The sequence below is a fragment of the Nocardia sp. NPDC052566 genome (genome assembly GCF_044547285.1).
Lineage (GTDB): Bacteria > Actinomycetota > Actinomycetes > Mycobacteriales > Mycobacteriaceae > Nocardia.
This window is the reverse complement of record NZ_JBIUAF010000006.1, coordinates 657,750-681,593: the sequence shown is the minus strand read 5'-3', so window position 1 is coordinate 681,593 and position 23,844 is coordinate 657,750. Positions and strand designations below refer to the sequence as shown.

21 protein-coding genes are annotated in these 23,844 nt (G+C 69.6%); 12 read left to right on the top strand and 9 right to left on the bottom strand.

The features are described from left to right. Window positions 1–5: 5 nt before the first annotated feature. Entirely contained in the window at window positions 6–1,178 is a 1,173-nt protein-coding gene (locus ACIG5A_RS33065) for an acyl-CoA dehydrogenase family protein (protein ID WP_397247331.1), read from the bottom strand. 279 nt (window positions 1,179–1,457) lie between these two features. Between ACIG5A_RS33065 and ACIG5A_RS33060 the strand changes: the two genes are divergently transcribed. Then, window positions 1,458–2,294: a hypothetical protein gene (locus ACIG5A_RS33060; protein WP_397247329.1), complete on the top strand. Its 837-nt coding sequence runs from the start codon at window positions 1,458–1,460 to the stop codon at window positions 2,292–2,294. 132 nt (window positions 2,295–2,426) lie between these two features. Here ACIG5A_RS33060 and ACIG5A_RS33055 read toward each other — a convergent pair whose 3' ends face one another. Continuing rightward, window positions 2,427–3,572 carry an epoxide hydrolase family protein gene (locus ACIG5A_RS33055; protein WP_397247327.1) on the bottom strand — a complete coding sequence of 382 codons (1,146 nt, stop codon included), beginning with the start codon at window positions 3,570–3,572 and terminating at the stop codon, window positions 2,427–2,429. A gap of 63 nt (window positions 3,573–3,635) precedes the next feature. Here ACIG5A_RS33055 and ACIG5A_RS33050 point away from each other — a divergent pair, with 63 nt between their 5' ends. Next, on the top strand, window positions 3,636–4,595 hold the full coding sequence (locus ACIG5A_RS33050; protein ID WP_397247325.1) for a helix-turn-helix transcriptional regulator: 960 nt from the start codon (window positions 3,636–3,638) through the stop codon (window positions 4,593–4,595). 85 nt (window positions 4,596–4,680) lie between these two features. Here ACIG5A_RS33050 and ACIG5A_RS33045 read toward each other — a convergent pair whose 3' ends face one another. Further along, the gene (locus ACIG5A_RS33045; protein WP_397247323.1) at window positions 4,681–5,277 is read right to left on the bottom strand and encodes a CGNR zinc finger domain-containing protein; all 597 of its coding nucleotides are present in this window, start codon (window positions 5,275–5,277) and stop codon (window positions 4,681–4,683) included. Window positions 5,278–5,365: 88 nt separating this feature from the next. On the opposite strand from ACIG5A_RS33045, the gene ACIG5A_RS33040 reads away from it, so the two are divergent. Both ACIG5A_RS33040 and ACIG5A_RS33035 read left to right on the top strand, forming a co-directional pair. Next, the gene (locus ACIG5A_RS33040) at window positions 5,366–6,151 is read left to right on the top strand and encodes an MBL fold metallo-hydrolase (protein WP_397247321.1); all 786 of its coding nucleotides are present in this window, start codon (window positions 5,366–5,368) and stop codon (window positions 6,149–6,151) included. A gap of 5 nt (window positions 6,152–6,156) precedes the next feature. Further along, a complete protein-coding gene (locus ACIG5A_RS33035; RefSeq protein WP_397247319.1) occupies window positions 6,157–7,695 on the top strand; it encodes an MFS transporter in 1,539 nt (512 codons plus the stop codon). Here the strand turns inward: ACIG5A_RS33035 and ACIG5A_RS33030 are convergent. Continuing rightward, window positions 7,684–8,604 (bottom strand): SMP-30/gluconolactonase/LRE family protein, encoded by a 921-nt coding sequence (locus ACIG5A_RS33030; RefSeq protein ID WP_397247317.1) that lies wholly within the window; start codon window positions 8,602–8,604, stop codon window positions 7,684–7,686. The genes ACIG5A_RS33035 and ACIG5A_RS33030 overlap by 12 nt on opposite strands. A gap of 124 nt (window positions 8,605–8,728) precedes the next feature. Between ACIG5A_RS33030 and ACIG5A_RS33025 the strand changes: the two genes are divergently transcribed. From ACIG5A_RS33025 to ACIG5A_RS33005, 5 genes are all read left to right on the top strand, one after another. Then, window positions 8,729–9,451, top strand: a complete 723-nt coding sequence (locus ACIG5A_RS33025) for an alpha/beta hydrolase (RefSeq protein ID WP_397247315.1) — start codon at window positions 8,729–8,731, stop codon at window positions 9,449–9,451. Between the two features lie 35 nt (window positions 9,452–9,486). Then, window positions 9,487–9,888, top strand: coding sequence for a hypothetical protein (locus tag ACIG5A_RS33020; RefSeq protein ID WP_397247313.1), 402 nt, complete (start codon window positions 9,487–9,489; stop codon window positions 9,886–9,888). Further along, window positions 9,881–11,179 (top strand): hypothetical protein, encoded by a 1,299-nt coding sequence (locus ACIG5A_RS33015; protein ID WP_397247311.1) that lies wholly within the window; start codon window positions 9,881–9,883, stop codon window positions 11,177–11,179. Before ACIG5A_RS33020 ends, ACIG5A_RS33015 begins: the two co-directional genes overlap by 8 nt. Further along, on the top strand, window positions 11,176–12,018 hold the full coding sequence (locus ACIG5A_RS33010) for an ESX secretion-associated protein EspG (RefSeq protein ID WP_397247309.1): 843 nt from the start codon (window positions 11,176–11,178) through the stop codon (window positions 12,016–12,018). Before ACIG5A_RS33015 ends, ACIG5A_RS33010 begins: the two co-directional genes overlap by 4 nt. A gap of 62 nt (window positions 12,019–12,080) precedes the next feature. After that, the gene (locus ACIG5A_RS33005; protein WP_397247307.1) at window positions 12,081–12,605 is read left to right on the top strand and encodes a gamma carbonic anhydrase family protein; all 525 of its coding nucleotides are present in this window, start codon (window positions 12,081–12,083) and stop codon (window positions 12,603–12,605) included. 3 nt (window positions 12,606–12,608) lie between these two features. On the opposite strand, the gene ACIG5A_RS33000 is transcribed toward ACIG5A_RS33005, so the two are convergent. Continuing rightward, window positions 12,609–13,232, bottom strand: a complete 624-nt coding sequence (locus ACIG5A_RS33000) for a phosphoribosyltransferase (RefSeq protein WP_397247305.1) — start codon at window positions 13,230–13,232, stop codon at window positions 12,609–12,611. A gap of 173 nt (window positions 13,233–13,405) precedes the next feature. After that, window positions 13,406–14,254: a carbon-nitrogen hydrolase family protein gene (locus ACIG5A_RS32995; protein WP_397247303.1), complete on the bottom strand. Its 849-nt coding sequence runs from the start codon at window positions 14,252–14,254 to the stop codon at window positions 13,406–13,408. A gap of 62 nt (window positions 14,255–14,316) precedes the next feature. Between ACIG5A_RS32995 and ACIG5A_RS32990 the strand changes: the two genes are divergently transcribed. Together ACIG5A_RS32990 and ACIG5A_RS32985 are read left to right on the top strand one after the other, a co-directional pair. Beyond that, on the top strand, window positions 14,317–16,101 hold the full coding sequence (locus tag ACIG5A_RS32990) for a DEAD/DEAH box helicase (protein WP_397247301.1): 1,785 nt from the start codon (window positions 14,317–14,319) through the stop codon (window positions 16,099–16,101). Between the two features lie 159 nt (window positions 16,102–16,260). After that, on the top strand, window positions 16,261–19,602 hold the full coding sequence (locus ACIG5A_RS32985; protein ID WP_397247299.1) for an AAA domain-containing protein: 3,342 nt from the start codon (window positions 16,261–16,263) through the stop codon (window positions 19,600–19,602). A gap of 1 nt (window position 19,603) precedes the next feature. Here ACIG5A_RS32985 and ACIG5A_RS32980 read toward each other — a convergent pair whose 3' ends face one another. Beyond that, entirely contained in the window at window positions 19,604–20,782 is a 1,179-nt protein-coding gene (locus ACIG5A_RS32980; protein WP_397247297.1) for an amino acid deaminase/aldolase, read from the bottom strand. A gap of 169 nt (window positions 20,783–20,951) precedes the next feature. Further along, on the bottom strand, window positions 20,952–21,431 hold the full coding sequence (locus ACIG5A_RS32975; protein ID WP_397247295.1) for a TetR family transcriptional regulator: 480 nt from the start codon (window positions 21,429–21,431) through the stop codon (window positions 20,952–20,954). Window positions 21,432–21,820: 389 nt separating this feature from the next. On the opposite strand from ACIG5A_RS32975, the gene ACIG5A_RS32970 reads away from it, so the two are divergent. Continuing rightward, the gene (locus tag ACIG5A_RS32970) at window positions 21,821–22,567 is read left to right on the top strand and encodes a tyrosine-protein phosphatase (RefSeq protein WP_397247293.1); all 747 of its coding nucleotides are present in this window, start codon (window positions 21,821–21,823) and stop codon (window positions 22,565–22,567) included. Window positions 22,568–22,583: 16 nt separating this feature from the next. Here the strand turns inward: ACIG5A_RS32970 and ACIG5A_RS32965 are convergent, their stop codons facing one another. Then, complete coding sequence (locus tag ACIG5A_RS32965; protein ID WP_397247291.1) at window positions 22,584–23,804, bottom strand: class I adenylate-forming enzyme family protein; 1,221 nt, start codon at window positions 23,802–23,804, stop codon at window positions 22,584–22,586. Window positions 23,805–23,844 lie beyond the last annotated feature (40 nt).

Here is a 23,844-nt window from a genome sequence, read left to right as displayed (position 1 = left end):
GCGCCTCACAATCCGAGGATCGTGGAGGCGATGATGGTGCGCTGCACCTCGCTCGAACCTCCGTAGATGGTTGTCTTGCGGTAGTTCAGGTAGCCGGGGCCGCTGCGCTGCGCCCACGCGGGCGAGGCGATGTCGTCGGCGTCGACCGGGAGCGCGTCCTGGCCCGCGATGTCGAGCAGCAGCTCGGTCGCGGCCTGCTGTAGCTCGGAACCGCGCAGCTTGAGCACCGAGGACGCCGGATTCGGCTTGCCCTCTTCGGAATTCGAGACCACGCGCAGCTGGGTCAGCTCGAGTGCGAGCAGTTCGTTCTCCAGTTCGGCGACCCGCGCCGCGAACACCGGATCGGCGAGCAGCGTGCCGGAACCGGTCTTGGTCTTGGCCGCGTACTCCTTGGCGACGCCGATCTTGACCTTGGTGCGGCCGACCCCGGTGATGCCGGTGCGCTCGTTGCCGAGCAGGAATTTGGCGTAGGTCCAGCCCATGTTCTCCTCGCCGACCAGCTGATCGGCGGGAACGCGGACGTTTTCGAAGAAGACCTCGTTCACCTCGTAGCTGCCGTCGACCAGTTTGATCGGGCGGATGGTGACGCCGGGCGACTTCACGTCGAAGAGCAGGAACGAGATGCCCGCCTGCTTCTTCGGTGCGCTCGGATCGGTGCGGACGAGACAGAAGATCCAGTCCGCCCACTGCGCCATGGTGGTCCAGATCTTCTGGCCGTTGACGATGTAGGAATCGCCGTCGCGCACCGCGGTGGTGCGCAGCGAGGCCAGATCGGATCCGGCGTCGGGCTCGGAAAAGCCCTGGCACCACCAGATATCGAGGGCCGCGGTCGCGGGCAGGAAGCGCTGTTTGATCTCCTGGGAGCCGAAGTGGGCGATCACCGGGCCGACCATCTGGGCGTTGAACGTCAGCGGCTCGGGCACCGAGGCCAGCTGCATCTCGTCCTGCCAGAGGTGGCGCTGCATCGGCGTCCAGTCCTTGCCACCCCACTCCACCGGCCAGTTGGGCACGGCCAGCCCGTGGTCGTTGAGGATCTTGTGGGTGGTGACGATGTCATCGCGGGACAGCTCGCGGCCGTACTTGGCGCGCTCGCGAATGTCGGCCGGGATCTCACTGCGATAGAACCTTCGCAGTTCGTCGCGGAAGGCCACTTCGTCGGGGGACAGGGATATTTTCATACGCATCTCCCATTGTGTCTCGTATGTCCGCGGTCAAACCTACCCGTAAGTAGCCGCGGATCCCTATAGGCAGCCGTGAGATCTGCGCACCGGCTCCCAACATGGCCGACCCGGCTGGACGCTCGACGCAGGACACGCATGAGTCATCCACCTCGACCCCTAAATGTGACCAGTTCGTCTGGGAACTCCGCACACTGCCGCAGCGCCGATCGCGATCAGCTGGTACGTTTTCGTGCGGTGGAGTCGGGGAAACCCGAGGTTCGGTATCAAGGAGTACGAGTGAACGGCAGAACCCTCGCACGCATTGCCGCGGCGGCGACTTCTCTCGGCATCGGTGCGGTTCTGACCTTTACCGCGACGGCGACGGCGGAGCCCGCGCCGAAACCGCTGGATGTCGGACTGACGAAACTGGGCGAGATCGCGGAGAAGGATCCGGCCGCGCTGCCGGGCGTCACCGCGCTGAACCAGTACACCAAGCTCGTCGATGTCGCCGGACTGCTGAACATCGGCTCCCTGTGGACCCCGTTCGCCTACGCCGCGCCGACCTTCGGCTGCGGCAGCAACGGCCCGATCACCACGATCATCGCCGCGGCGACCACCCTCGGCCCGGCCAAGGACGAGGGCGCCCCGCCGACGCCGGGCACGCTGCGCTTCAGCGCGACGCCCGCGCACTCGGGCGCGCCGCTCGCCTCCGGCCTCGTGGTCGCGTGGGTGAACCTGAACAACGGCGCCAGCGGCGTCGATACGCTCGACGACCTGACCGAGTACGGCATGCCGTCGCTGTCCAAGACGGTGAACAGCGGTCCTGGCATGGTGCTCGCGTCGATGTGGGGCATCATCGACTATCCGTTCGCGCACTGCGTGATGACGCCGACCGTCGGCACCTTCATGGTGCCGGACGCACCGCCGCCGCCCCCGGTCGCTCCGGCCGCGCCCGCGGTTCCGCCGCCCGCCGCGGCGCCGTCGCCCGGTTCGGGTGAGGTAGCGCCCGGCGCGCCCGCCGCGCCGGTGCCGGCGAACGCGCCCGCCGCACCCACACCCGCACCTGCCCCGGCTCCCGCACCGGCGGCTCCGACCGCCCCGAAGCCGCCCGCAGCCAACTCGGTGCACAACTAGCAACTCCGGCAACACAAGTCAGTGGGTTCGAGCGCGGCGATCGGCCGCGCCGGACCGAATTCGTTGGGCGGCACCATGATGAGGGTGCCGCCCAACTCCTTTCCGGCCGACCTTGTTTCGGCGGATGTGGTTTCAGCTGACCTTGGCGAAGAAGGCGCGGATATCGGCGACATGCGCCTCGGGCAGTTCCATCGCGATGAAATGGTTGCCCGTATTGCCCTCCGGCCAATGCGCGATGGTGTTGTCCCGCTCGGCCAGTCGCAGCATCAGCGCGGAGCCGCCCGAGTAGACGCCGGTCGGCACCGCCTTTTGTCCAGTGGGCCAAGCGAATCCGTCCTCGCCCAGTCCGTTGTACATCGGCCATGACGAACTCGCCGCGGTGTTGGTGAACCAGTACAGGCTGATGTTGGTCAGCAGGTGATCGCGGTCCATCACGTCCTCGGCGAGGTCGGCCAGCGGGGTGAACTCGGTGAACTTGTGCATCAGCCAGGCCAGCAGGCCGACCGGTGAATCGGTCCAGGCGTGCGCGAAGGTCTGCGCGCCGGCGCGCAGCAGCGCGTGGTGATCGATGCCGGTCATCCACTGCTGCATCAGATCCCATTCGGCGCGCTCGTCCGGCGTCATCGTCGGCACGTCGGCCGCCGTCGGCATGCCGATGCCACCGTCGATGTGCACGCCGACCACCCGATCCGGCGCGAGGATCGCCAGCTCGGTGGTGACGTAGGCGCCGAGATCGCCGCCCTGCGCGCCGAATCGCCGGTAGCCGAGCCGATCCATCAGCTCGGCCCACATCGCGGCGACCTTGCGCGGCTTCATGCCGAGCTCCTTCGGGCCCTCGGAGAACGCGAAACCCGGTACCGACGGCACCACCACGTGGAAGGCCTGGGCGGCATCGAGGCCGTGTGCCCGCGGATCCGCGAGCATGCCGATGGTTTTGCCGAATTCGACGAACGAATTCGGCCAGCCGTGGGTCAGGATCAGCGGCAACGCATCCGGCTCCGGTGAGCGTACGTGCACGAAATGCACGTCGAGGCCGTCGATTTCGGTGACGAACTGCGGGAACTCGTTCAGCGCCGCCTCCTGTGCGCGCCAATCGAATTCCGTGCGCCAGTACTCGGCCAGCTCCTTCAGGTAGCCGACCGGGACACCGCGATCCCAGCCATGGCCCGGCAGCTGCGCGGACCAGCGGATGCGGCTCAGCCGGTCGTGCAGATCGTCGATATCGGCCTGCGGGATCTCGATGCGGAATTCACGGATGGCGGTGCGGTCGTTGCTCATGAACACCACGGTAGAAGTTATCTAGGACTATTCATGTCCTAGATTTCTGGAATTCTGTTCTGCATGAACGACACACCCGCCCGCCTGCTGCGCCTGCTGTCGCTGCTGCAGACACCGCGCGAATGGCCGGGCAGCGAACTGGCCGAACGCCTCGGCGTCACCGATCGCACGGTGCGCCGCGATATCGACCGGCTGCGCGAACTCGGCTATCCGGTCGAGGCATCGATGGGCGCGACGGGCGGCTACCGGCTGGTCGCCGGTGCCGCGATGCCGCCGCTGCTCGTCGACGACGAGGAGGCCGTCGCCATCGCGGTGGGGCTGCGCGCCGCGGCGGGTTCGGCCATCGCGGGTATCGAGGAGGCCTCGGTGCGCGCGCTCACCAAACTCGAACAGGTGCTGCCCGCCAAGCTGCGCCGCCGCGTCCGCGTACTCGGCACCGCGCTCGCGCCGGCAACGGGCGACACGGCCACCGTCGACCCCGAGCTGCTGACCACGCTCGCGGCGGCCGTAACCAACAGGGAGCGTGTACGTTTCACCTACCGGGACGGCGCGGACACCGAATCCCGCCGCCATGCCGAACCGGCGGGCCTCGCCTCCTCCTGGCGCCGCTGGTACCTCGTCGCCTACGACCTGGACCGCGCCGACTGGCGCGCCTACCGCGTCGACCGCATCACCACTCCCACCCCCACCGCCGCCAGATTCACCCCGCGCCCACTCCCCGCCGCCGATCCGGCGGCGTACCTCTCCGGCCGCCGAACCGACTGGGGCACACCGGCACTGCGTGTCTCGGTCACCATCGACGCCCCCGCCGCCAAGGTGGCGGGCCGCCTCGGCGACGCTCCCGGCGAAATCACCCCCGTCGGCGAAAACACCTGCCGCCTAACCGCTTCCCGCGACGACTCCCCAGAATGGCTGGCCCACCGCCTGATCGCCTTAGGCACCGACTTCCACGTCGACAGCCCACCGGAACTGACAGCCCACCTCAGCACCATCCGATCCCGCATCACCCGCGCCATCACATAACCGGCAAGAACATGCGAAGGTCCCGCCGCTCGATGCGCGTCCGGCGGCGCGAGCGCAGCACCAATGGCGGCACACCAACGGGCACTCAGTCCGCCTGTTGGGTGCGCCGGGCGTAGGCGCGGGCGGCGCGGGCTCGGTCGCCGCAGCGGGTGGAGCACCAGTGGCGGCGGCCGTGGCGGAGGAGGTAGCGGTTACAGGGTGGGGAGGCGCATGTGGTGAGGGAATCGGCGTCGGCGCTGGTGAGCAGGTCGGCGGTGTTGTCGGCGAGGGTGGCGAGGGCGCGGTCGAGCACCTCGTTGGGGGGACACAGGGCGGCGCGGTAGGGGCCGTTCTCCGAATCCCATTGCAGGAGTGCGGCTGTGGGGGTTCTGCTCATGGCGTCGTTGACGGCGGACAGTGCTGTGGGCAGGACGGGTAGCCCGGCTACGCGGGCGGCGAACAGAGCCCTGATGTGTTCGCGCAGGGCGCGCAGCTGGGTCGCGCACATCTCCTGGACTTCGACACCCGCGGGCGCGAGGCCGCGTTCGGTGAGCCAGCGATTCGTCGACGCCGTGGTGCCGAGCGCGTCGGCGAACTGGCCGCCGGGCAGGGCGATGGCGCTGTTGGCGAAGTCGAGGGCGAGGTATCGGCCGGCACCCGGTGCGGGCGGCAACGGCGGGTCGGCGATCGGCGTCTCGCTCATGCTTCTCATGTTACTGCTTGCGTTTATCCGTGAGAACCGCCTACTGTCCTCACGGATAGCATTAGTTTTATCCGTGAGGAGTTGGCCCGTGACTTCCGCAGGCATCAATCGCCAGATCCCCGTCCGCCTCTTCGGCGGCCCGACCGCCCTCTTCGAATACGGCGGGTTGCGGTTCCTCACCGACCCGACCTTCGACGCGCCGCGCGACTACCGGCAGCCAGGCGGTCTGCTGACGAAGACCGCACCCGCCGCGGCGGCACCCGACGACCTCGGCCGCATCGACGTCGTCCTGCTCTCGCACGACGAGCATCCGGACAATCTCGATGACTCCGGCCGCGCATTGCTCGCCCGCGTGCCGCTCACCCTGACCACACCGGGCGGCGGTCGGCGCCTCGGCAAAGACGCTCTGGGACTCGCCGATTGGGAGTCGATCGAGCTGGCACGCCCCGGCGGCGGCATGCTCACGGTCACCGGCGTGCCCGCTATCCACGGGCCCGGCGAACGCGCGCAGGTCGAACCGATCACCGGCCAGGTCGTCGGATTCGCGCTGACCGCAACGGATCTGCCCACGGTGTACGTCAGCGGCGACAATGCCTCACTCGACGCGGTTCGTGACATCGCCGAGCGGTTCGGCCCGATCGACACCGCCGTCCTCTTCGCGGGTGCTCCTCGTTTCCCCGTCCTCTTCGACGGAGCGCCGATCGTGCTCGACAGCGCCATGGCGGTCGAGGCCGCGCGAATACTGAAGGCCCGCCGCGTCGTTCCCGTCCACTACGACGGATGGGCCCACTTCACCGAGGGCCGTGCGGAATTGGTCGCCGCGTTCACCGACGCCGGGCTGATCGACTGTCTCGATCTGGGCGAACTGGGCTGACCCGGATGACGATCTCCGCACCCAGGATCGACGAATCCCCTTACGCCCGAGCACAACGCCGCACGCTGACGGTACTGGTCACTGCTCAAGCGCTGAGCGGTGCCGGATTGGCGGCCGGAGTGACCGTCGGCGCGCTGCTCGCACAGGACATGCTCGGCTCGACCAGCCTCGCCGGTCTGCCGAGCGCGCTGGGCACCGCCGGTTCCGCACTGGCAGCCGTCGCCGTCGGACGGATATCCCAAGCGCATGGCCGCAGGCCCGGCTTGGTCACCGGCTACCTGATCGGCGCGCTCGGCAGTGCCGGTGTCATCGCCGCCGCCGTCGCGGGCAATCCCACCCTGCTGTTCCTCGCGATATTCGTCTACGGCGCGGGCACCTCGACGAACCTCCAAGCCCGTTATGCCGGAGCCGATCTCGCCGACCCCGCACACCGCGCCCGCGCGGTGTCCACCGTCCTGGTCGCCACCACCCTCGGTGGCGTGATCGGCCCCAACCTCACCGCCCCGACCAGCGACCTCGCCCACGCGCTGGGCATCCCCCACCTGGCCGGACCCTTCCTCCTCGCGGGCACCGCCTACGCACTGGCCGCGCTGGTACTCGCCCTCTGGCTACGGCCCGATCCGCTGCTACTGGCCAGAACCATCGCCACCGAACCCAACGCCCCGACGTACGGCGCCAACGAATCCGGCGCAGCACCGTCCAGCGCCGACGAATTCAGCGCCGTGGGATTCAGCACGGCGCCATCCAGCACCACCGAATCCGGCGTGGTATCACTCAGCGCCGCAGCGACAAGTGCCACGCCTTCCGGCGCAAAGGAATCCAGCGCCGCGGCATCCGGCGCCGCACCATCCCACGCAACAGAATCCAGCACCGAACCATCCGACACCGGGTCCAGCACGGCACTACTCAGCGCCACAACATCCGCGGCCACGGTATCCGAGCGCCACCGTGATATGGGCCACCCGCGACACCGCACGGTCGAAAAGCCCAGCGCCGGTGTGCTTGTCGGCGCGCTGATCATGGTCGTCACCCAGTTGGTGATGGTCGCGATCATGACGATGACGCCCGTCCAGATGCACGACCACGGGCACAGCGCCGCAGCAGCGGGCATGGTCATCGCCATCCATATCGGCGCGATGTACCTGCCCGCACCGGTGACCGGCTGGCTCGTCGACCGGTACGGCCGCTACCCGATCGCCGCCGCCTCCGGGTTGACCCTGCTCGCGGCGGGCATCGTCGCCGCCCGCGCCCCCGGCGATTCCGTCGCCCTGCTGACGGTGGCGCTCACGCTGCTCGGCATCGGCTGGAACTTCGGCCTCGTCACCGGCACCGCGATCATCACCGACGCCGCGCCGCTGGCCACCCGCGCCAAAACCCAGGGGCTGGTCGACGTTTCGATCGCCGTCGCTGGGGCCGCCGGTGGCACGCTGTCCGGGCTGGTCGTGGCCGCGGCCGGTTATCCCCTCTTGGCGCTCGGTGGCGGCATTGTCGCGCTTGCCGTCGTGCCCGCGGTCATCGTCGGCGCGCGCCGGTCAGCGGGATAGGCGTACGCGCAGGATGCTGCCGCCCTCGGTACCGGCGAGGAATTCCCCGGCGCGGCCCGGGACGGGGGTGACGGAGGTCTTGGGTTCCCCGGTGAGAACCGTGCACGCGACACCGGAGTTCGGGTCCACCCGGATCACCTGACCGGAGATGGTGGTGACGTACAGGATCCCGTCGGCGTCGAGCGCGAGATCGTCGGCGAAGTCGCTGAGGCCGGGCAACGGCGAGGGCAGCGTGGCGATGACGGAGCGGACGGCGGGGTTGTCGACCGGAATACGCAGCACCCGGCCCAGCGAGGCGCCGTTGGCCGTCAGGTAGATCGAATCACCCTGGACGACAATGCCGTTCGCGGCGAGCTCGGTGGCCTGCGCGGTCCAGTCGGAATCGATGCTGCCGTCGCGGCGCACCCGGATGACCCCCGACCCCGAGGTCAGATAGAGATTGCCCGCCGCATCGAAGGCCGCTCCGTTGGGCAGCGCGAAACCGGTGGCGAAGCGCTGCGGTTTCGGGTCGGCGGCCGCCGGATCGAACCGGACGACACCGCCGGGCTGCAGCAGGCTGGACGGTGAATCACCGGTGACCACGTAGATCAGCCCGTCCGGCCCCTGGCGCACCGCGCCCGGATACTCGACGAGCACGCTCGCGGTCAGCGCGCCCGAGGGGCTGTAGCGCTCGACCACATTGCGGTAGATCCGAGATACCCACAGGTTGCCCAGCCTGTCGTAGGCCAGGTTCTCCGACCAGTCCAGCATCGGGACACCGGCGGGCAGCGCGGTCTCGACCGAGGCGGGCGCACACCCGGCCACCGTGGCGGCGGGCGCCGCGGTGGCGGCCGGTGCGGCCATACAGGCCAGTGCGAGCAGTGGGGCGAGTGCGCCGAGACGCAGACCAGGGCGGCGGAACTCTGTCAACTCAAGACCTCTACTCTCGCGAAAACACCGGTGACCAGGGAGTGTAGCCGTCGGCGGCGGCGCGTCCACCCGGCAGGTTTTCGTGAAGTCACCTGAGACGCAAAATATTTGGCAGTATCTGAGGATGCCTTTCTTCGCCGGCGCACGCGGCCGGATGCACTATCGACGGTGGCCCGTCGACAACAACGTGGCGGTAGCGGTCCTGCTGCCCGGCATCGGCCAGCACAGCAGCCACTATCACCGGTTCGCGCGGACCATGGTCGCCGCGCGGATCGAGGTATGGGCCCTTGACACTGCGGGGCACGGACTGAGCGAGGGCGACGAGCTCAATCCGGGCACGCTGGCCGAGCTAGTGGACGACGCGACGCGGCTGGTCGAGCTGGTGCGCGCCGAACGGCCCGGCGCCCCGCTGTTCCTGATGGGGCATTCGCTCGGCGCGGTCACCGCGCTCGGCATGCTCGGCGCCGCGATACCGAATACCGGCGGCGCGACGGATCTGTCGGCGGTCGAGGCGAACTTCCCGGTGACGCCGAGCATTCCGGCGCAGGAGCTGATCGGGCTCGTGCTGTCCGGCCTGCCGCAGCGCGCGACCGGTGGCGGCGTCGCGGACGCGCCGGGCACCCCGCTGCCGACTACGCTGCCGATCCTGGCCGTGCACGGCCTCGAGGACCGGCGGGCGCCGATCGATGCGGTCAGGGTATGGACTCAGCGCCACGAATGGGTAAGTTTGCGGGAGTACGCCGAGGCCGGACACGATCTGCTGCACGAACCGGTGCACGCGCGAGTCGCCGCTGACATCGCGGACTGGATGCAGGGTGTGGTCGTTGGGTTGGTGCGGCACCGGTGATATGAGCACGATTCTGGCAAAAGGGGGCCGGCGAAGTGTCGAAGAACGAGGTGGCCGCGCTCGGTAAGGCGGTCGAGGACGGCGAGCTGTGGATCGATGGCCTGCTGGTCGCCGATGGCGCGCCCGAGCGCTGTGCCGCACGCTACGAACTGCTGGCCGATCAGGTCGAGGCACAGATCAGGGCGGTGCGCGCGGCGGCGACGCTACCCGGGTTCGGCGGCTTCCCCTCCGGTGCCGCGCTACGCACCGGCTTCGAGGCCAAGGCAGGCGATGCCGTTACCCGGTTGCAGGAGTACGCGGACGCGGCGCGGGCACTGGCCCAGACCTTCCGCGCGGCGGGCGCCGCCTATGCCGGTCACGACAGTGAGCTGGCCGCGGCGCTGAGCCGGATCGATGTGACAGGCCGGATCGACGCGACGGGAGCGGCCCGTGCGTAAGATGCGCCGCACCACCGAACGCGGAACGACCCAGCTCGTCGACGCCGAATACGCGCCGAACGTCGAGGTTTTCGACAATATGTCGCACGCCGAGATCCACCAGGGCGTGCAGCAGCTGAATCCGGCGGAACTCACCGCGGGCCAGCAGATCTGGCACGGCTCATCGAACGCGCTCGCCGAGGCGGTGGAGCTGGCGCACACCGAGATCCGCGCCACCGTCGCCGATGGATGGCGCGGTGCCGCCGCCGAATCCGCCGCGGCCGTTGTCCGCGATTTCGAGCGCAGCGGCCAGCGGATCGCCGACGTGATGGCGGTGGTGGCGCAGCGGCTCGGCCAGGCGGGCGATGCGGCCGAGGCACTGCGCGGCGCTGTGCCCGCACCGTCGACCGCGAGTCCCGATCTGGATGCCGCCCTGCTCGACCCGGCACAGGCGACGGCGAATACCGATACGCAGAAGGCGCTGGAGAGCGCGCGTCAGGACGCGGTGCGCGCGATGGACACCATCTACACGGCCGCGTTCATCCCGACCGGATCCGGCGTCCCCGCCTTTCCGGATGACGTCGCCGCCGTCGCCGGCGCGGCGCCGGACAGCCGGACGGCCCCCGGAGCCCCTGCCGCCCAACCTGTTTCGATGCCACCGGCCGAGCCGGGTACGCCCGCACCGGACTTCGTGCTCGGCGGGCGGCCCGCGACCTATCAGCCGCAAACACCGCCGGTCACCACGGTTTCCGCGGTCACCGACCCGGTAGCCGCGGCGAGCGGCGGCGATCCCGCGCCCGCACCGGACCGGGTGGCACCCGCCGCTGCCGCCCCCGCCGCGGTGACATCGCCCGCACCGCAACAGGTTTCGCCCGCGACGACGGTGGCACCGAGCGCACCCGCCGCACCGGCCACCCCGGCGTCCGTGCCGGTGGTCACCGCCGCCGCCACTCCGCCGCTCACCACCGCGCCCGGCTCCGGTGCACCGGCCACGTCCGACGACAAACGCAAACGCGATGAGCGCCGCGAGGATTCGGGCAACAGCGCCGTCGCCGGGATGGGCGCGGGCGCGGTCGGCGGCATGATGGGCGGCGCGATCGCCGCCGCCGAGGCACCGCGCTCCGGCACCAGTGTCGCCGCGCAGGCGATGAGCTCGCGCCCGCCGCAGGCACACCCGTTGGACGAGGACGACGATCTGCACTTCATCGACGATGATCTGACCTTCCTCGAGCCCGCCGCCGACAACGATCTCGTCGGCACCATGGATCCGACGACACCGCCGGTGCTCGGCGCCTGGGTCGAGCTGGAGTGAACTGGCTCTTCACCCCGGACCAGTTCGCACTGATCTGGGCGCGCACGGACGGCGACCGGATCCCGTATCCCCTTGCCGTTCGCCTGTCCGCGCGCGACACCGCCGAGCGCGCCGCCCAACTCCCTGCACTGCACCGCTGGTGCGACGAGACACTCGACCCCGATCTCGAATCGGCGTTGCGCGTCCTCGCGAAACCCACACTGCGCATAGAGGTTTTCGGGCACCGGGGACTCGACCCATCCACTGCGCCGACAACCGGTGCGACCGAGACCGCGCCGAACCCACTCATCGCACCGCCCGCCCGCACGCACGCACCGCCGCCCGACGACGATGTCCGTCCGGTCCGCATACTCGGCGTCGTCTCCGGGAACGTCGCCGTCGTCGCGGCCCAGCGCCCCGGCACGACCACCGACCGCGGCGGCGATATCCGGCTGTTCGTCGGCAGCCCGAAATTCCTACCGGCCCGGCTGGTTTCGATGCTGCCGGAGAACACCGCGGGTTCGCTGCCCCGGATGACCGCACCGCTGGCCAGGGTCGCCGAGGACAGCCGCGATCTGGTCACCGTTCCGGTGTCGGGGCCCACGGTCTCCGCGCGAATCCGCAGGCTGCTCAAGCAACCTCGCGATGGGATCGGCCAGCTGGTTGTCTCGGTGCTGCGCGGCGGCGAACTGCGCCCGTTCGGCCTGCTCTGCTGGATCGATGTGCTCGGCGACGGGCGGTACACGGTGCGCACCGGGGTCGACGTGGATATCGCCGCGGTCACCGCGCAGTCGTTCACCGCGCAGCTGACCCCGATGATCACCGCGGCCGAACAGGCCGTCACCTACGCCGGGCGCTGACGCCGCCGCGCGAACCGCCGTGCGGCCCAAGGTTTGCCGTCACCGAGGATTATCGTGGCGACGTGCCACTCTACGAATTCGAAGGCAAGCGCCCGCAGATCGATCCGACCGCGTTCATCGCGCCGACCGCCACCCTCATCGGCGACGTGCGGGTCGAGGCGGGCGCGTCGGTCTGGTACGGCGCGGTGCTGCGCGCCGACCTGGCCCCGATCATCGTCCGCCAGAACGCCAATGTGCAGGACAACGCGGTGCTGCACGTGCCGCCGGACGGCCCGATCGAGATCGGCCCCGGCGCGACCATCGCGCACAGCGTGGTGTTCCACGGCGCCTCGGTCGGTGCGGAATCCATTGTCGGCAACGGCAGCACGGTGCTCGACGGCGCGAAGATCGGCGCGGGCACCATGATCGCCGCGCACTCGCTGGTGCAGCCGGGCACCGTGATTCCCGACGGTGTGCTCGCCGCGGGCTCCCCCGCCGTGGTCAAGAAGCCCATCGAGGGCACGGCCGCGCAGATGTGGGTGCACATGAACCCGGGCTTCTATGCCGAACTGGCGCAACGCCATCGCAAGGGCATCACCGAGGTCTAGCGGCTAGTCCAGCAGCGCGGTGACTTCCTCGTCGTCGAGCTGATGGAAATCCTGATACGCGGTGCCGACCCCGCCGAGCGCGCGCGGCACCATCGGGCAGACCACCTCGTCGGCCTCACCGGCCACCCGGCGCAGCGCCTCGATGGACGAGACCGGCACCGCGACCACCACATGCGCGGGCTGCTGCAGCCGCGCGATCCGGCAGGCGACCACCACGGTCGCCCCGGTCGCCATGCCGTCGTCGACGATCACCGCGGTGCGCCCGCTGAGCGACAGCGGTTTGCTGTCACCGCGCAGCACCTCGCGCCGCCGCTCCAGCTCGGCCCGCTCGGCATCCTCGATCTCGGCGAACTGCTCCGGCATGATCCCGGTGTGTGCGAGCACATCCGAATTCAGCACGCGCACACCGCCTTCACCGATCGCGCCCATGGCGAGCTCGGGCTGCCACGGCACCCCGAGTTTGCGCACGAGCAGGATGTCGAGATCACCACCGATGACGTCGCGGACCGCGGCGGCCACCGGAACACCGCCGCGCGGCAGACCGAGCACCAGCGGTACCGACGCCCGCAGGTGCTCCAGGTGCGCACCCAGCGCGCGACCGGCCGATGCGCGATCGGTATAGATCATCGATTCGAACGCTACGCCCACCCGCCACCCGACCACCACCCCTCACCGAATCGCTTCGCGATGCTGGGTCCCTCCGCCACCCGACCACCACCCCCCACCGAATCGCTTCGCGATGCTGGGTCCACCCGTCACCCGACCAACAGGCCTCACCGAATCGCTTTCGCGATGCCGCGTCAGATGCGCTCGGTGATCGCGAATCGGCGCAATGCGAGGCTCGGGTTGGTGACGCGCACCTGAGCCACCCGCGCCAGGTCGATCTCGGCGCGCAGCACCCCTGTTTCCGCACCGAGTTCGGCGAGCACCGCACCGGTCGGGTCGATGATCATCGAGGACCCGGCGCCGCGCGGCGCGCCCTGATCCGCGGCGGCGACGTAGATGGTGTTCTCGATCGCGCGGGCGCGCAGCAGCGTCGTCCACTGATCGACCTTGTTCGGCCCGGGAATCCACTGCGCGGGCAGCAGCAGCACCTGCGCGCCCTCGACCGCGACGCGCCGGGCGCCCTCCGGGAATCGGAGATCGAAACAGGTCTGCATGCCGAATGTCACACCACCCACCGTGAATGTGGCGGGCGTCTCGATCTCGCCCGCGCGCACCCAGTCGGATTCGAGCTGTCCGAACGCGTCGTAGAGGTGCACTTTCCGGTACCGCGCGACGAGTTCGCCGTCGGGTCCGAAGGCCACCAGCGTGTTGTAGATCTGGCGCGCGTCCGGCGCCACCTGTTCGACGATGCCCGCTACCAGATGTACGCCGAGTTCCTTGGCGAATTGCGCCAATCCGGTGGCGAACGGCCCGGTCAGCGGCTCGGCGACGGCCACGACGCGCTCATCCAATTCGGTCACGGCAAACATCGAGTATTCGGGCGCGACGATCACTTTCGCGCCGCTGTTCGCGGCTTCGGCGAAGTGCTCGCGCAGTGCCGCGAGGTTGGCCACGGGGTCGATCGACGGAGCGAACTGGACGACCGCAATGTCCAGGCGAGACGCCGCCGGGTCTTCATGCGTCGACGGAGTATTCAGTTGCATACATCTCACCGTATTGGGCCGGTGGCCGGGAGGACCAGCACCAGGCAGTAAACTCCTGGTCAATGAGCACCAATGAGGTCGACAGCGTTCCTGGCGACAACGACAGGGACAACGACGGCCCGACCTTCGCCGATCTCGGGATCGATGACCGCATCCTCGCGGCCATCGCCGATGTCGGCTATGAGTCGCCGTCGCCGATTCAGGCCGCGACGATTCCGCCGCTGCTCGCGGGCTCCGACGTGGTCGGGCTCGCGCAGACCGGTACCGGTAAGACCGCGGCGTTCGCGATCCCGGTCCTGATGGGTCTGGATACCGCCGGCAAACTTCCGAAGGCACTGGTGCTCGCACCGACCCGCGAACTGGCGATCCAGGTCGCCGAGGCGTTCGGCCGCTACGCCACCCACATGCCAGGGCTGCATGTGCTGCCGATCTACGGCGGCCAGAGCTACGGCGTGCAGCTGTCGGGCCTACGCCGCGGCGCGCACGTCGTCGTCGGCACGCCCGGCCGCGTGATCGATCACCTGGAGAAGGGCACGCTCGACCTGTCGCAGCTGCAGTACCTGGTGCTCGACGAGGCCGACGAGATGCTGAAGATGGGCTTCCAGGAGGACGTGGAGCGCATCCTCAAGGACACGCCGTCGGACAAGCAGGTCGCGCTGTTCTCCGCGACGATGCCCTCGGCCATCCGCAAGATCTCCAAGCAGTACCTGCACGATCCGGTCGAGATCACGGTCAAGACGAAGACCTCGACCAACACCAACATCAACCAGCGCTGGGTGCAGGTCTCGCATCAGCGCAAGCTGGACGCGCTGACCAGGATCCTCGAGGTCGAGGCGTTCGAGGCGATGATCATCTTCGTGCGCACCAAGCAGGCCACCGAGGAACTGGCCGAAAAGCTGCGCGCCAGGGGCTTCTCCGCGGCCGCCATCAACGGCGATATCGCGCAGAACCAGCGTGAGCGCACCATCGGGCAGCTGAAGTCGGGCGCGCTCGACATCCTGGTCGCCACCGACGTCGCCGCCCGCGGCCTCGACGTGGACCGGATCTCGCACGTGGTCAACTACGACATCCCGCACGACACCGAGTCGTACGTGCACCGCATCGGCCGCACCGGGCGCGCCGGGCGCAGCGGTGAGGCGCTGCTGTTCGTCGCGCCGCGCGAACGGCACCTGCTCAAGTCGATCGAGCGGGCCACCCGGCATCCGCTCGCCGAAATGCAGCTGCCGAGCGTCGACGATGTGAACGCGCAGCGCGTCGCCAAATTCGGCGACGCCATCACCGAGAACCTGAGCTCGGCGAACCTGCCGCTGTTCCGCAAGCTGATCGAGGACTACGAGCGCGAGCACAACATTCCGCTCGTCGATATCGCGGCCGCGCTCGCGGTCGGCGCCTACGACGGCAAGAGCTTCTTCCTGGAGCCCGAGCCGGAACCGGTCGAGCGCCCGCACCGCGAGCGGATGCCGCGCGAGCGTCCGGCCCGCCGGTTCGAGGACGAGGGCGGCTCGCACCATCGGTCCACCGGCGCCGAATTGGCGACCTACCGGATCAGCGTCGGTAAGCGGCACCGGGTGGTCCCGGGCGCGATCGTCGGCGCCATCGCCAACGAGGGCGGCCTGCGCCGCAGCGACTTCGGGCATATCAGCATCCGCCCGGATCACAGCCTCGTCGAGCTGCCGGCCAACCTCCCAGCGGAAACGCTGGAAGCGTTGCGGCGCACCAGGATCAGCGGTGTGCTGATCCAGCTCACCCCGGATCAGGGCCCGCCGGGACAGCGGGCGATGACCCGCGGTCCGCGCCGCGAGTTCAGCGGCGGCAAGCGGCCCGAACGGCGCAAACCACGCTCTTGAGCCGGGCAGGGTAAGCCCCGCCGCAACGCGCTAGCTAAGGTGTTGCCGTCGGCGCGAACTCCAGCGCGCAACGGCAGCGGGTGTCCCGCAACGACACCGGAGGCGTGAGCCCACCGGCTGCGGGCGTCCCGCAAGGACACAGGAGGGGCGCGTTTGTTCGTGTTCGGTGATCGTGTCGTCTGTTCCGCCGTGGATCTCGTGCGCGCGGCGCGCTGTGAGTTCGCGATGCTGCGCGCCCTCGACACCGCACTGGGCACCATGGGGCCCGCCGAAGACCTAGCGGTCCCCACCGTCGATCCGGTGCCGCGCATCGGATTCGACGATCACCGCGAGCACCGGCTCGCGGATTTCCGCGACCGGTTCGGCGGCGCGATGGTGGAGATCCAGCACCACGCCCCGGATTCGGCGGATCCGCGGGCACACATCGATGCGCTACGCGCCGCACACACCGAGACGATCGCGGCGCTGCGCGCCGGCGTGCACGTCATCCACGGGGCCACCTTCTTCGACGGCCAATTCGCCTGCTCCTGCGACTTCCTGGTGCGCGCGGGTCATCGGGTGCGCTACACCGTGCACGGCACCGCACCGAACGGCGGCGAGCGGCTCGGTGCCGCACTCGAACTCGCCGCGTGCGCGGACGCCCTCGATGCCAGCGGCGCGCTGACCGCGCCGCTGGTCCGGCTACACCACGGCGCGACGGGCGCCGATCTCGCACTCGCCGACCTGGAGCCGGTGTACCTGGCGCGCAGGCAGCGGCTGGAACGCATCCTGGAGGACAAACTCGGCGAACTGCTGCCCGTGCAGTGGGGCGACCCGCGCTATCTCGCCTGCGGGCAGTGTGGCGCCTGCGCGGCCGCGCTCACCGAGGCGCGCGATCTGCTCCTGGTCGCCGGTATGCCGAATTCGGCGCGCGCCAGGCTGCGCGAGGCGGGCGTGCACACCATCGACCGGCTGGCCGCCACCACGGACACCGTGCCCGGTGTTCCGCCGAGGGCCTTCTTCGGGCTGCGCCGCCAGGCCGAGATCCAGCTCAGGAGCGAGGGTTCCGTGACACCGGCGCACACCCTCGTCGACGCGATCGCGCTCGGCGCGCTGCCGCCCGCCTCACCGGGTGATCTGTCGATCGCCATCGATGACGCACCGGGACAGCTGTCGATCGAGGTCGGCGGACCTGGCACGGTGCTGCTCGCGGTGCGCGAACCGGCGGGCGATACCGCGGCGGGGAAGCGGCGCGCGGTGGAGGAAGTGCTCGACTTCGTGGTGCAGCGGCATCGGCTGTTCCCGGATATGCACGTCTACCACTACACCGCGCAGGCGCGCGCGACGCTGCTGCGGCGGGTCGGCGAGCACGGCGTCGGCGAGGAACTGATCGACGAATTACTGTGCGGCGGCGTCCTGGTCGACCTGTACCCGATCGTGCGCAACGCGCTGCTGATCGGCGAGCGGTCCTACGAGCTGAGCAGGCTACGCGAGTTGCTACCCGGCGCCGGGGATTCCGCCGCCGAACACGACTGCGTGACCGTGCTCAGGCTGCGCGACTGGCTGCTCGCGCGCGCGGCCGAACAGCATGTCGACGCGGATTCGCTGCTGCTGGAGCCCGCGAGCTCGTGGTGCCTGGTGCCCGGCCCCGACGAGCCGGAGCTGCCGGTGCCGTCGCGGCCGTCGTCGCTGGAGGCCGCGCTCGCCGAATATGCCGCGGGCCAACCGGAATCGCACCATCCCGCCGCCATGATGGCGGCCGCGCTCGGCTATCACCGCCGCGAGAGTCAGCCGCTGTGGTGGGCGCATACCGACCGGCTCAGCCATCCGGTCGACGAATGGGCCGACGCACCAGGCGTTCTCGTCGCCGACTGGGGCACCGTCGACACCAAATGGCATCACTCGCCGGTGGGCACCATGCGCCGCTATCTCACGCTGACCGGCCGGATCCGCACCGGCGGCGCCCGCCCCGACGCCGGACTCGCGCCGGGCGCCACCGTTTTCACCTTCTACGACCGGCCCGTGGCCGCGGGCATGGTCACCGCGGTCGGCAGGCGGGCCACCGCCACCGCCACCGTGCTCGGCTGCGCGGTGGACGCGAATTTCGACGACACCGTCCGGCTCGAGGAGCTACTCCCCGACGGCTGCGCACCCTACGACGATCTGCCGACGGCCATCGCGCCCGGCCTACCCGCCTGGGACGAAAGCATCGAGACCGCCGTCGAATTCACCGCGCAGCAGCTGCTGATGACGCTGCCCGAGATCCCGGACGGCGCCATCTTCGACATCCTCGCCCTTCGCCCGCCCCGGTTGCGCCGCGCGCTCTCGCTGCCCGCGGTGCACGGCGATCACGCGGCCGCCATCACCGCGGCCATGCGCGATCTGGAGAACTCCTACCTCGCGGTGCAGGGCCCGTTCGGCACCGGCAAGACCTCGACCATCGCCAGGGTGCTCGAGCGGCTGGTCACCAGGCACCGGTGGCGGATCGGCGTTGTCGCACCGGCGCATTCGACCGTGGAGCAGCTACTGGACACGGTGGTGCGGATCGGGGTGCTGCCCGAGCTGGTGGCGAAGAAGGACGTGGCATCGGTGGCCCCGGAGTGGGCCGTGATCGACGGCTCCCGCTACCCGCGGTTCCTCGACAACGCCGTCAACGGCTGCGTCATCGGCGGTATGTCGGCGGATTTCGCGAACGAGGAGCTCATCCCGCCGGACCGGCTCGATCTACTCGTCATCGCCGACGCGGGCCGATTCCCGCTCGCCGACGCCATCGCGGTCGCGGTGAGCGCGCGAAACCTGTTGCTGCTCGGCGATCTCGCGCCGCCGGTCGCGCGCGCGGCACATCCGGAGCCGGTCGGGATGTCGGTGCTGAACTGGCTGGCGCAGGGCCGCGACACGCTGCCCGCCGAGCGCGGCTACTTCCTCGACCGCACCTGGCGCATGCATCCGCGCGTCTGCGAACCGGTCTCGCGGCTCTACTACGACAATCGGCTGCGGTCCAACGAAACCGTCACGCTCGCACGGCAACTCGACGGGATCGAGCCCGGCGTGGACACCGTGCTCGTCGATCATCACGGCAATGCCACCGAATCCGAGGCCGAGGCGCGCGAGGTGGTCCGCCGGGTGCGCGCGCTGCTCGGGCTGTCCTGGACCATCGGCGCGATGACCCGGCGGCTGCATCCGCACGACATCTTCGTCGTCGCCCCCTACAGCGCCCAGGTCGGCCGGATACGGACCCTGCTGGCGCGCGCCAGGATCGAGGACGTCCTCGTCGGCACCGCCGACCGGTTCCGCGGCAGGGAGGCCGCGGTCGTCCTGCTGTCGATGACCACGTCCAGCCCGGCCGATGCCCCCTTCGGCATGCCGTTCCTGTTCTCGCGCACCCTGATTCAGGCCGCGCTGTGCCGCGCCATGTGGAAGGCGATCATCATCCGCTCGCCACTGCTCACCGAGTACCTGCCACCGAGCACCGACGAACTACCCGACCTCGCGGGCTTTTTGAACCTGAGCGGACAGCGCTGATCTACCCGAAAGCCTTGCCCTCGCCGCGGTAGGTGGGGACGGTGGTGCGGGTGCCGTCGGCATCGACCAGGTGCACGTGGTTGAACCGCTCGCACAGCTCGCCGGCCTTCGCGTGCCGGAACCAGACGCGATCACCGATGCGCACCTGCGCGGCGCCGGACAGCGGGGTCTGCACCTCGCCGGCGCCCTCGGTGCCGAGCAGGCCCAATCCGCTGGGCCACACGGGTTTCGGCACACGCGACGCACCGGTCGGACCGGAGGCGATGTAGCCGCCCGCGAAGACGGTCGCGATCGACGGCGTCGGCTTGCGCAGCACCGAGGTGGCGAAGAACATCGCGGGGCGCGGAGTGAACGAACGGTAGTGGTCGAACAACGTCGGCACGTACAGTCCGGAGCCCGCCGTCACCTCGGTGACATCGGCATCGGCCACGCTCACCTCGATCGACCCGGAGCCGCCGCTGTTGACGATCTCCAGCTTGCCGGTCACCGAACGCACCGCGTCCAGCACGGCCCCGCGGCGCTTGGTGATCTCGGCGGCCGAGGCGCGCTTGACCAGCCGCACGGCCACATTACTGTCGGGCAGCCCGGCGATCTGCGCCTCGTAGGTCATCACGCCGACCACGTCGAAGCCTTGCTGCTTCGCGACGCGCGCCAGCGCGGCCGCCTGGTCGGGGGAACGCACCGGCGAACGGCGAACGCCCAAGTGCAGCGGGCCGATTCGCAGCGACGCGTCCACATCGAGGCACACCCGCGGATGCACCAGGTCGGTGCCGACCGCGGCACGGATCAGCCCGAGCTGCGCGACATCGTCGACCATCAGGGTGATCGAGCGCAGCAGCGTCTCGTCGGCGGCCAGTTCGGCCAGCGCGGCACGGTCGACGGACGGATAGCCGAGCAGCACATCGCGCGCGCCGAGGCGCACCAGCCAGATGGCCTCGGTCAGCGAATAGGACATGATGCCCGCGAAGCCGCCCGCCGCGGTCAACTCGGCGCCGAGCACCTGCTCGAGTACCGCGCGGCAGCGCACGGATTTGCTCGCCACCCGCACCGGGACACCGCCCGCCCGGCGCACCAGGTCGGCGGCGTTCGCGCGCAGCGCGGTCAGGTCGAGTGCGGCCAGCGGCGGATCGAGCTCGGCCGTTGCCGCGTGCAGGCCTGCGATCGGCGAGTGTGCTGTCACCAGAACAACTCAACCACCAAACTGGTCACACGTCCAGTACCGCGGGCGCGGGTGTTCGACCCGTTTCCCGGCGAATGCGGGCATCGCGGCAACCACTATTGCGGTGCACATCGTTTTGTATTTCCATTCGTATCAATTACCCCGCCGGGCAACCGAAACGAATGCGCGATCAGACCTCGGCGGCGCGCGTGGCCAGGCTGCTCACCAGATCGTCGAGCACAACGAGCATGGTCTCGTCATTGCAGTCCGCTAGCCAGCGTAGGACGGTGCCCTGCAGTACCGAGACGGTGTATGTCGCGATGGCGTCCACCGGCTCCAGCCACTGCGCGCCCGATTTGTCGGCGCATAGCTGCAGGAAGGACGACACCTCGGAGTCCATCTGCTGGAACACCGCGGTCGCGGTCGGGTCGGCGACACATTCGGTCTGCACCTCCCAGCGCTCACGCAGCGCGTGCACCGTGGCCTCGTAGGCGCGGATCTGCTTGTTCGGGGTGGCCTTGACCAGCGGCCAGTACGCACTCACGCCGGCGTGCAGCAGTACCCGCAGCGCCCGCACTCCGGTGAAATCGAGCGAGGCGGCCGCCTTCTCGATCGCATCGCAGATGGTCGGCCGCAGCCGTGCCTCTGCTATGTCTCCACTCGCGTTCAACGACGACTCCCTCGGCGAAAGAAAATTCCCGCACCCTCGTCGGCGCGACCATTGAACTCGGCTGCCCAGCCCGTAGGACTGAAACCCCTGGCTGCCCGGTCCAACATTCATCGATGGTAGAGGGTTTTCGGGGTTTAAGAACAGGTTCAGTGGGTATTTCCAGACTGAAAGAATGTTTTGTTACCCAAACGGAATGGCTCCGCGACCACTCGGTGGCGTCGGAATCCGCTCCCTGGGCGGCGGACTCGGCACTGCCCGGCCGAGACACACACCATCGACCACTCTACGGGTCGGGCTGACCCCTGCCGGAATTCTGTGGCCGAACACACAGCCGAACAGGGCGAATCGGTCGTCTGGCTGTGTCAGGTCACGGCCGATAGCCTGGATCGGTGACTCTCTCGCCACCCGCCGATCAGTTCTTCCTCTCCGGCACGTTCAACTTCCGCGACACCGCGGGCCTGCGCACCGTCGACGGCGCGAAGGTGCGCCCCGGCGTGCTGCTGCGCTCGGCCCAGCTGAGCGGACTCACCGGCCAGGGCCACGCCATCCTTCGCGAACTCGCCGTCTCCGACGTGCACGACCTGCGCGGTACCCGCGAGATCGAGCACATCGGCCACGACAACCTGCCCGACGGCGTGCGCCTGCACATCACCCCGTTCGACTCGCGCATGGCCGAGGCGCCGCCGCACGACGCGCAGACCGGCGCCGCGTTCGCGCACATGCTCGAGGTCTACCGCATGTTCCCGGTCCTGCCGGAAGCGGGCGAGGCCATCGCCGCCATCGTCGCATCGATCCTGCGCGGCGACGGCGCGGTGCTCGTGCACTGCGCCGCGGGCAAGGACCGCACCGGCTGGGGCGTTGCCGCCGTGCTGCGCGCGGCGGGCGTCAGCGAATCCGACGTACTGGCCGACTTCCTGCTCAGCAACGCCGCCGTCCCCGCGCTGCGCGCCATGATGTCGAACAAACTCATCGGCGGCGACGAGCTCTCGGAGGACATCCTCGGTGTCAGGGAGGAATACCTGCGGATCGCCGAAGTCTCGGTCCGCGAGCGGCACGGCGATTTCGACACCTACCTGACCGCGATCGGCGTCACCCCCGACCTGCGCGCGCGGCTGCGCGAGCGGATGCTCGAATAGCCGGGCTCGAAAACCCTTAGGGCTCAACCGATTCCCGGCGAACCAGGCCGTCGTCGTCGATGGTTACCTGATCGCCGGTGTGGAACCAGGTGCCGGTGAAGCGCGCCTCGGTGGCCGTCGGATCGTTCCAGTAGCGCCGGGTGACATTCGGTCCGCGACAGAGCAATTCGCCGCGTCCCGCACCCGCCTGCGGCCCGCACAGCGCCAATTCGGTACCACCGAAAGGGAATCCGAGCGCCGACGGCATGGCGTTCTCGCCGACCGCGAGCCCGATACCGCTGGTCTCGGTGGCGCCCCACACCGACCACTGCCGCGCGGTGGGGAAAAGCTCACGCAGCGTGGCGGATTGGGCCGCCGGATCGGTCGACGCGGCGGCACGCTCGGAGCGGTGGCCCGCGTTGCTGATCCGGGCGATGCCCTCGGTGGACAGTCCGTCACCGCGCAGCGCGGCCAGCTTCGGCAGCAACCCGGCGAAGATGCGCGGTGTCGCCGACACCATATCGATGCGCTCGGCGACAATGGTTTCCGCGAACGTGCACGGGTCGGGCGCGAGCACGACGGTGCCGCCGACCGCGAAGGTCGGCAGCATCTGATCGACACAGCCGCTGGCGTGTGCGAGCGGGAGCAGCACCAGGTTGCGCAGACCGTCGGTCGGCAGGTCGAGCGCGCCGACCACGGAGCGGATCGCGGACAGCAGGTTCTCGTTGGTCAGCTCGACGCCCTTGGGCGTCTCGTTGCCGCCGGTGTAGCAGAGCAGCGCCAGATCGCTCAGCGCGGCGCCGTCATCGATGAATGCCGCGCCGTCGGGCAGCCCGGTACCGCCGAGCACGAAATCCGTCCTGCTGTCGGCGATCACCCGCTCGGCCACCGCGTCGGGCAGCCCGGCGTCGACGAGCACCGGCACCGCGCCGCTCAGCAGCGCGCCGAGGAACGCCTGCACCCACCGCGCACCGGAGGGCATGTGGATGGCCACCCTGTCGCCGTAGCCGATGCCGTGCTCCTGCAGCCCGCCCGCGACACGGGACGCCGAGTGCCACAGCTCCCGATAGGTGAGCCGGGGGCCGCCGATCTCGACCACCGCTTCCCGGCTCGCGAAGGCGTGCACCTGCAGATCGAGCAGTTCGGTCAGCGCCGGAGTCAGGTTGCCGTAGCGCAGCACCCCGTCGGCGCCGCGGGCCAGCGGGTGATCCCCGGCCTGCGGACGATGTATCGGGTATTCGACGAGTAACTGCGACATCCGTCCTCCGCGCGGGCCTCGAACCGTCCAGCGCAGCGAA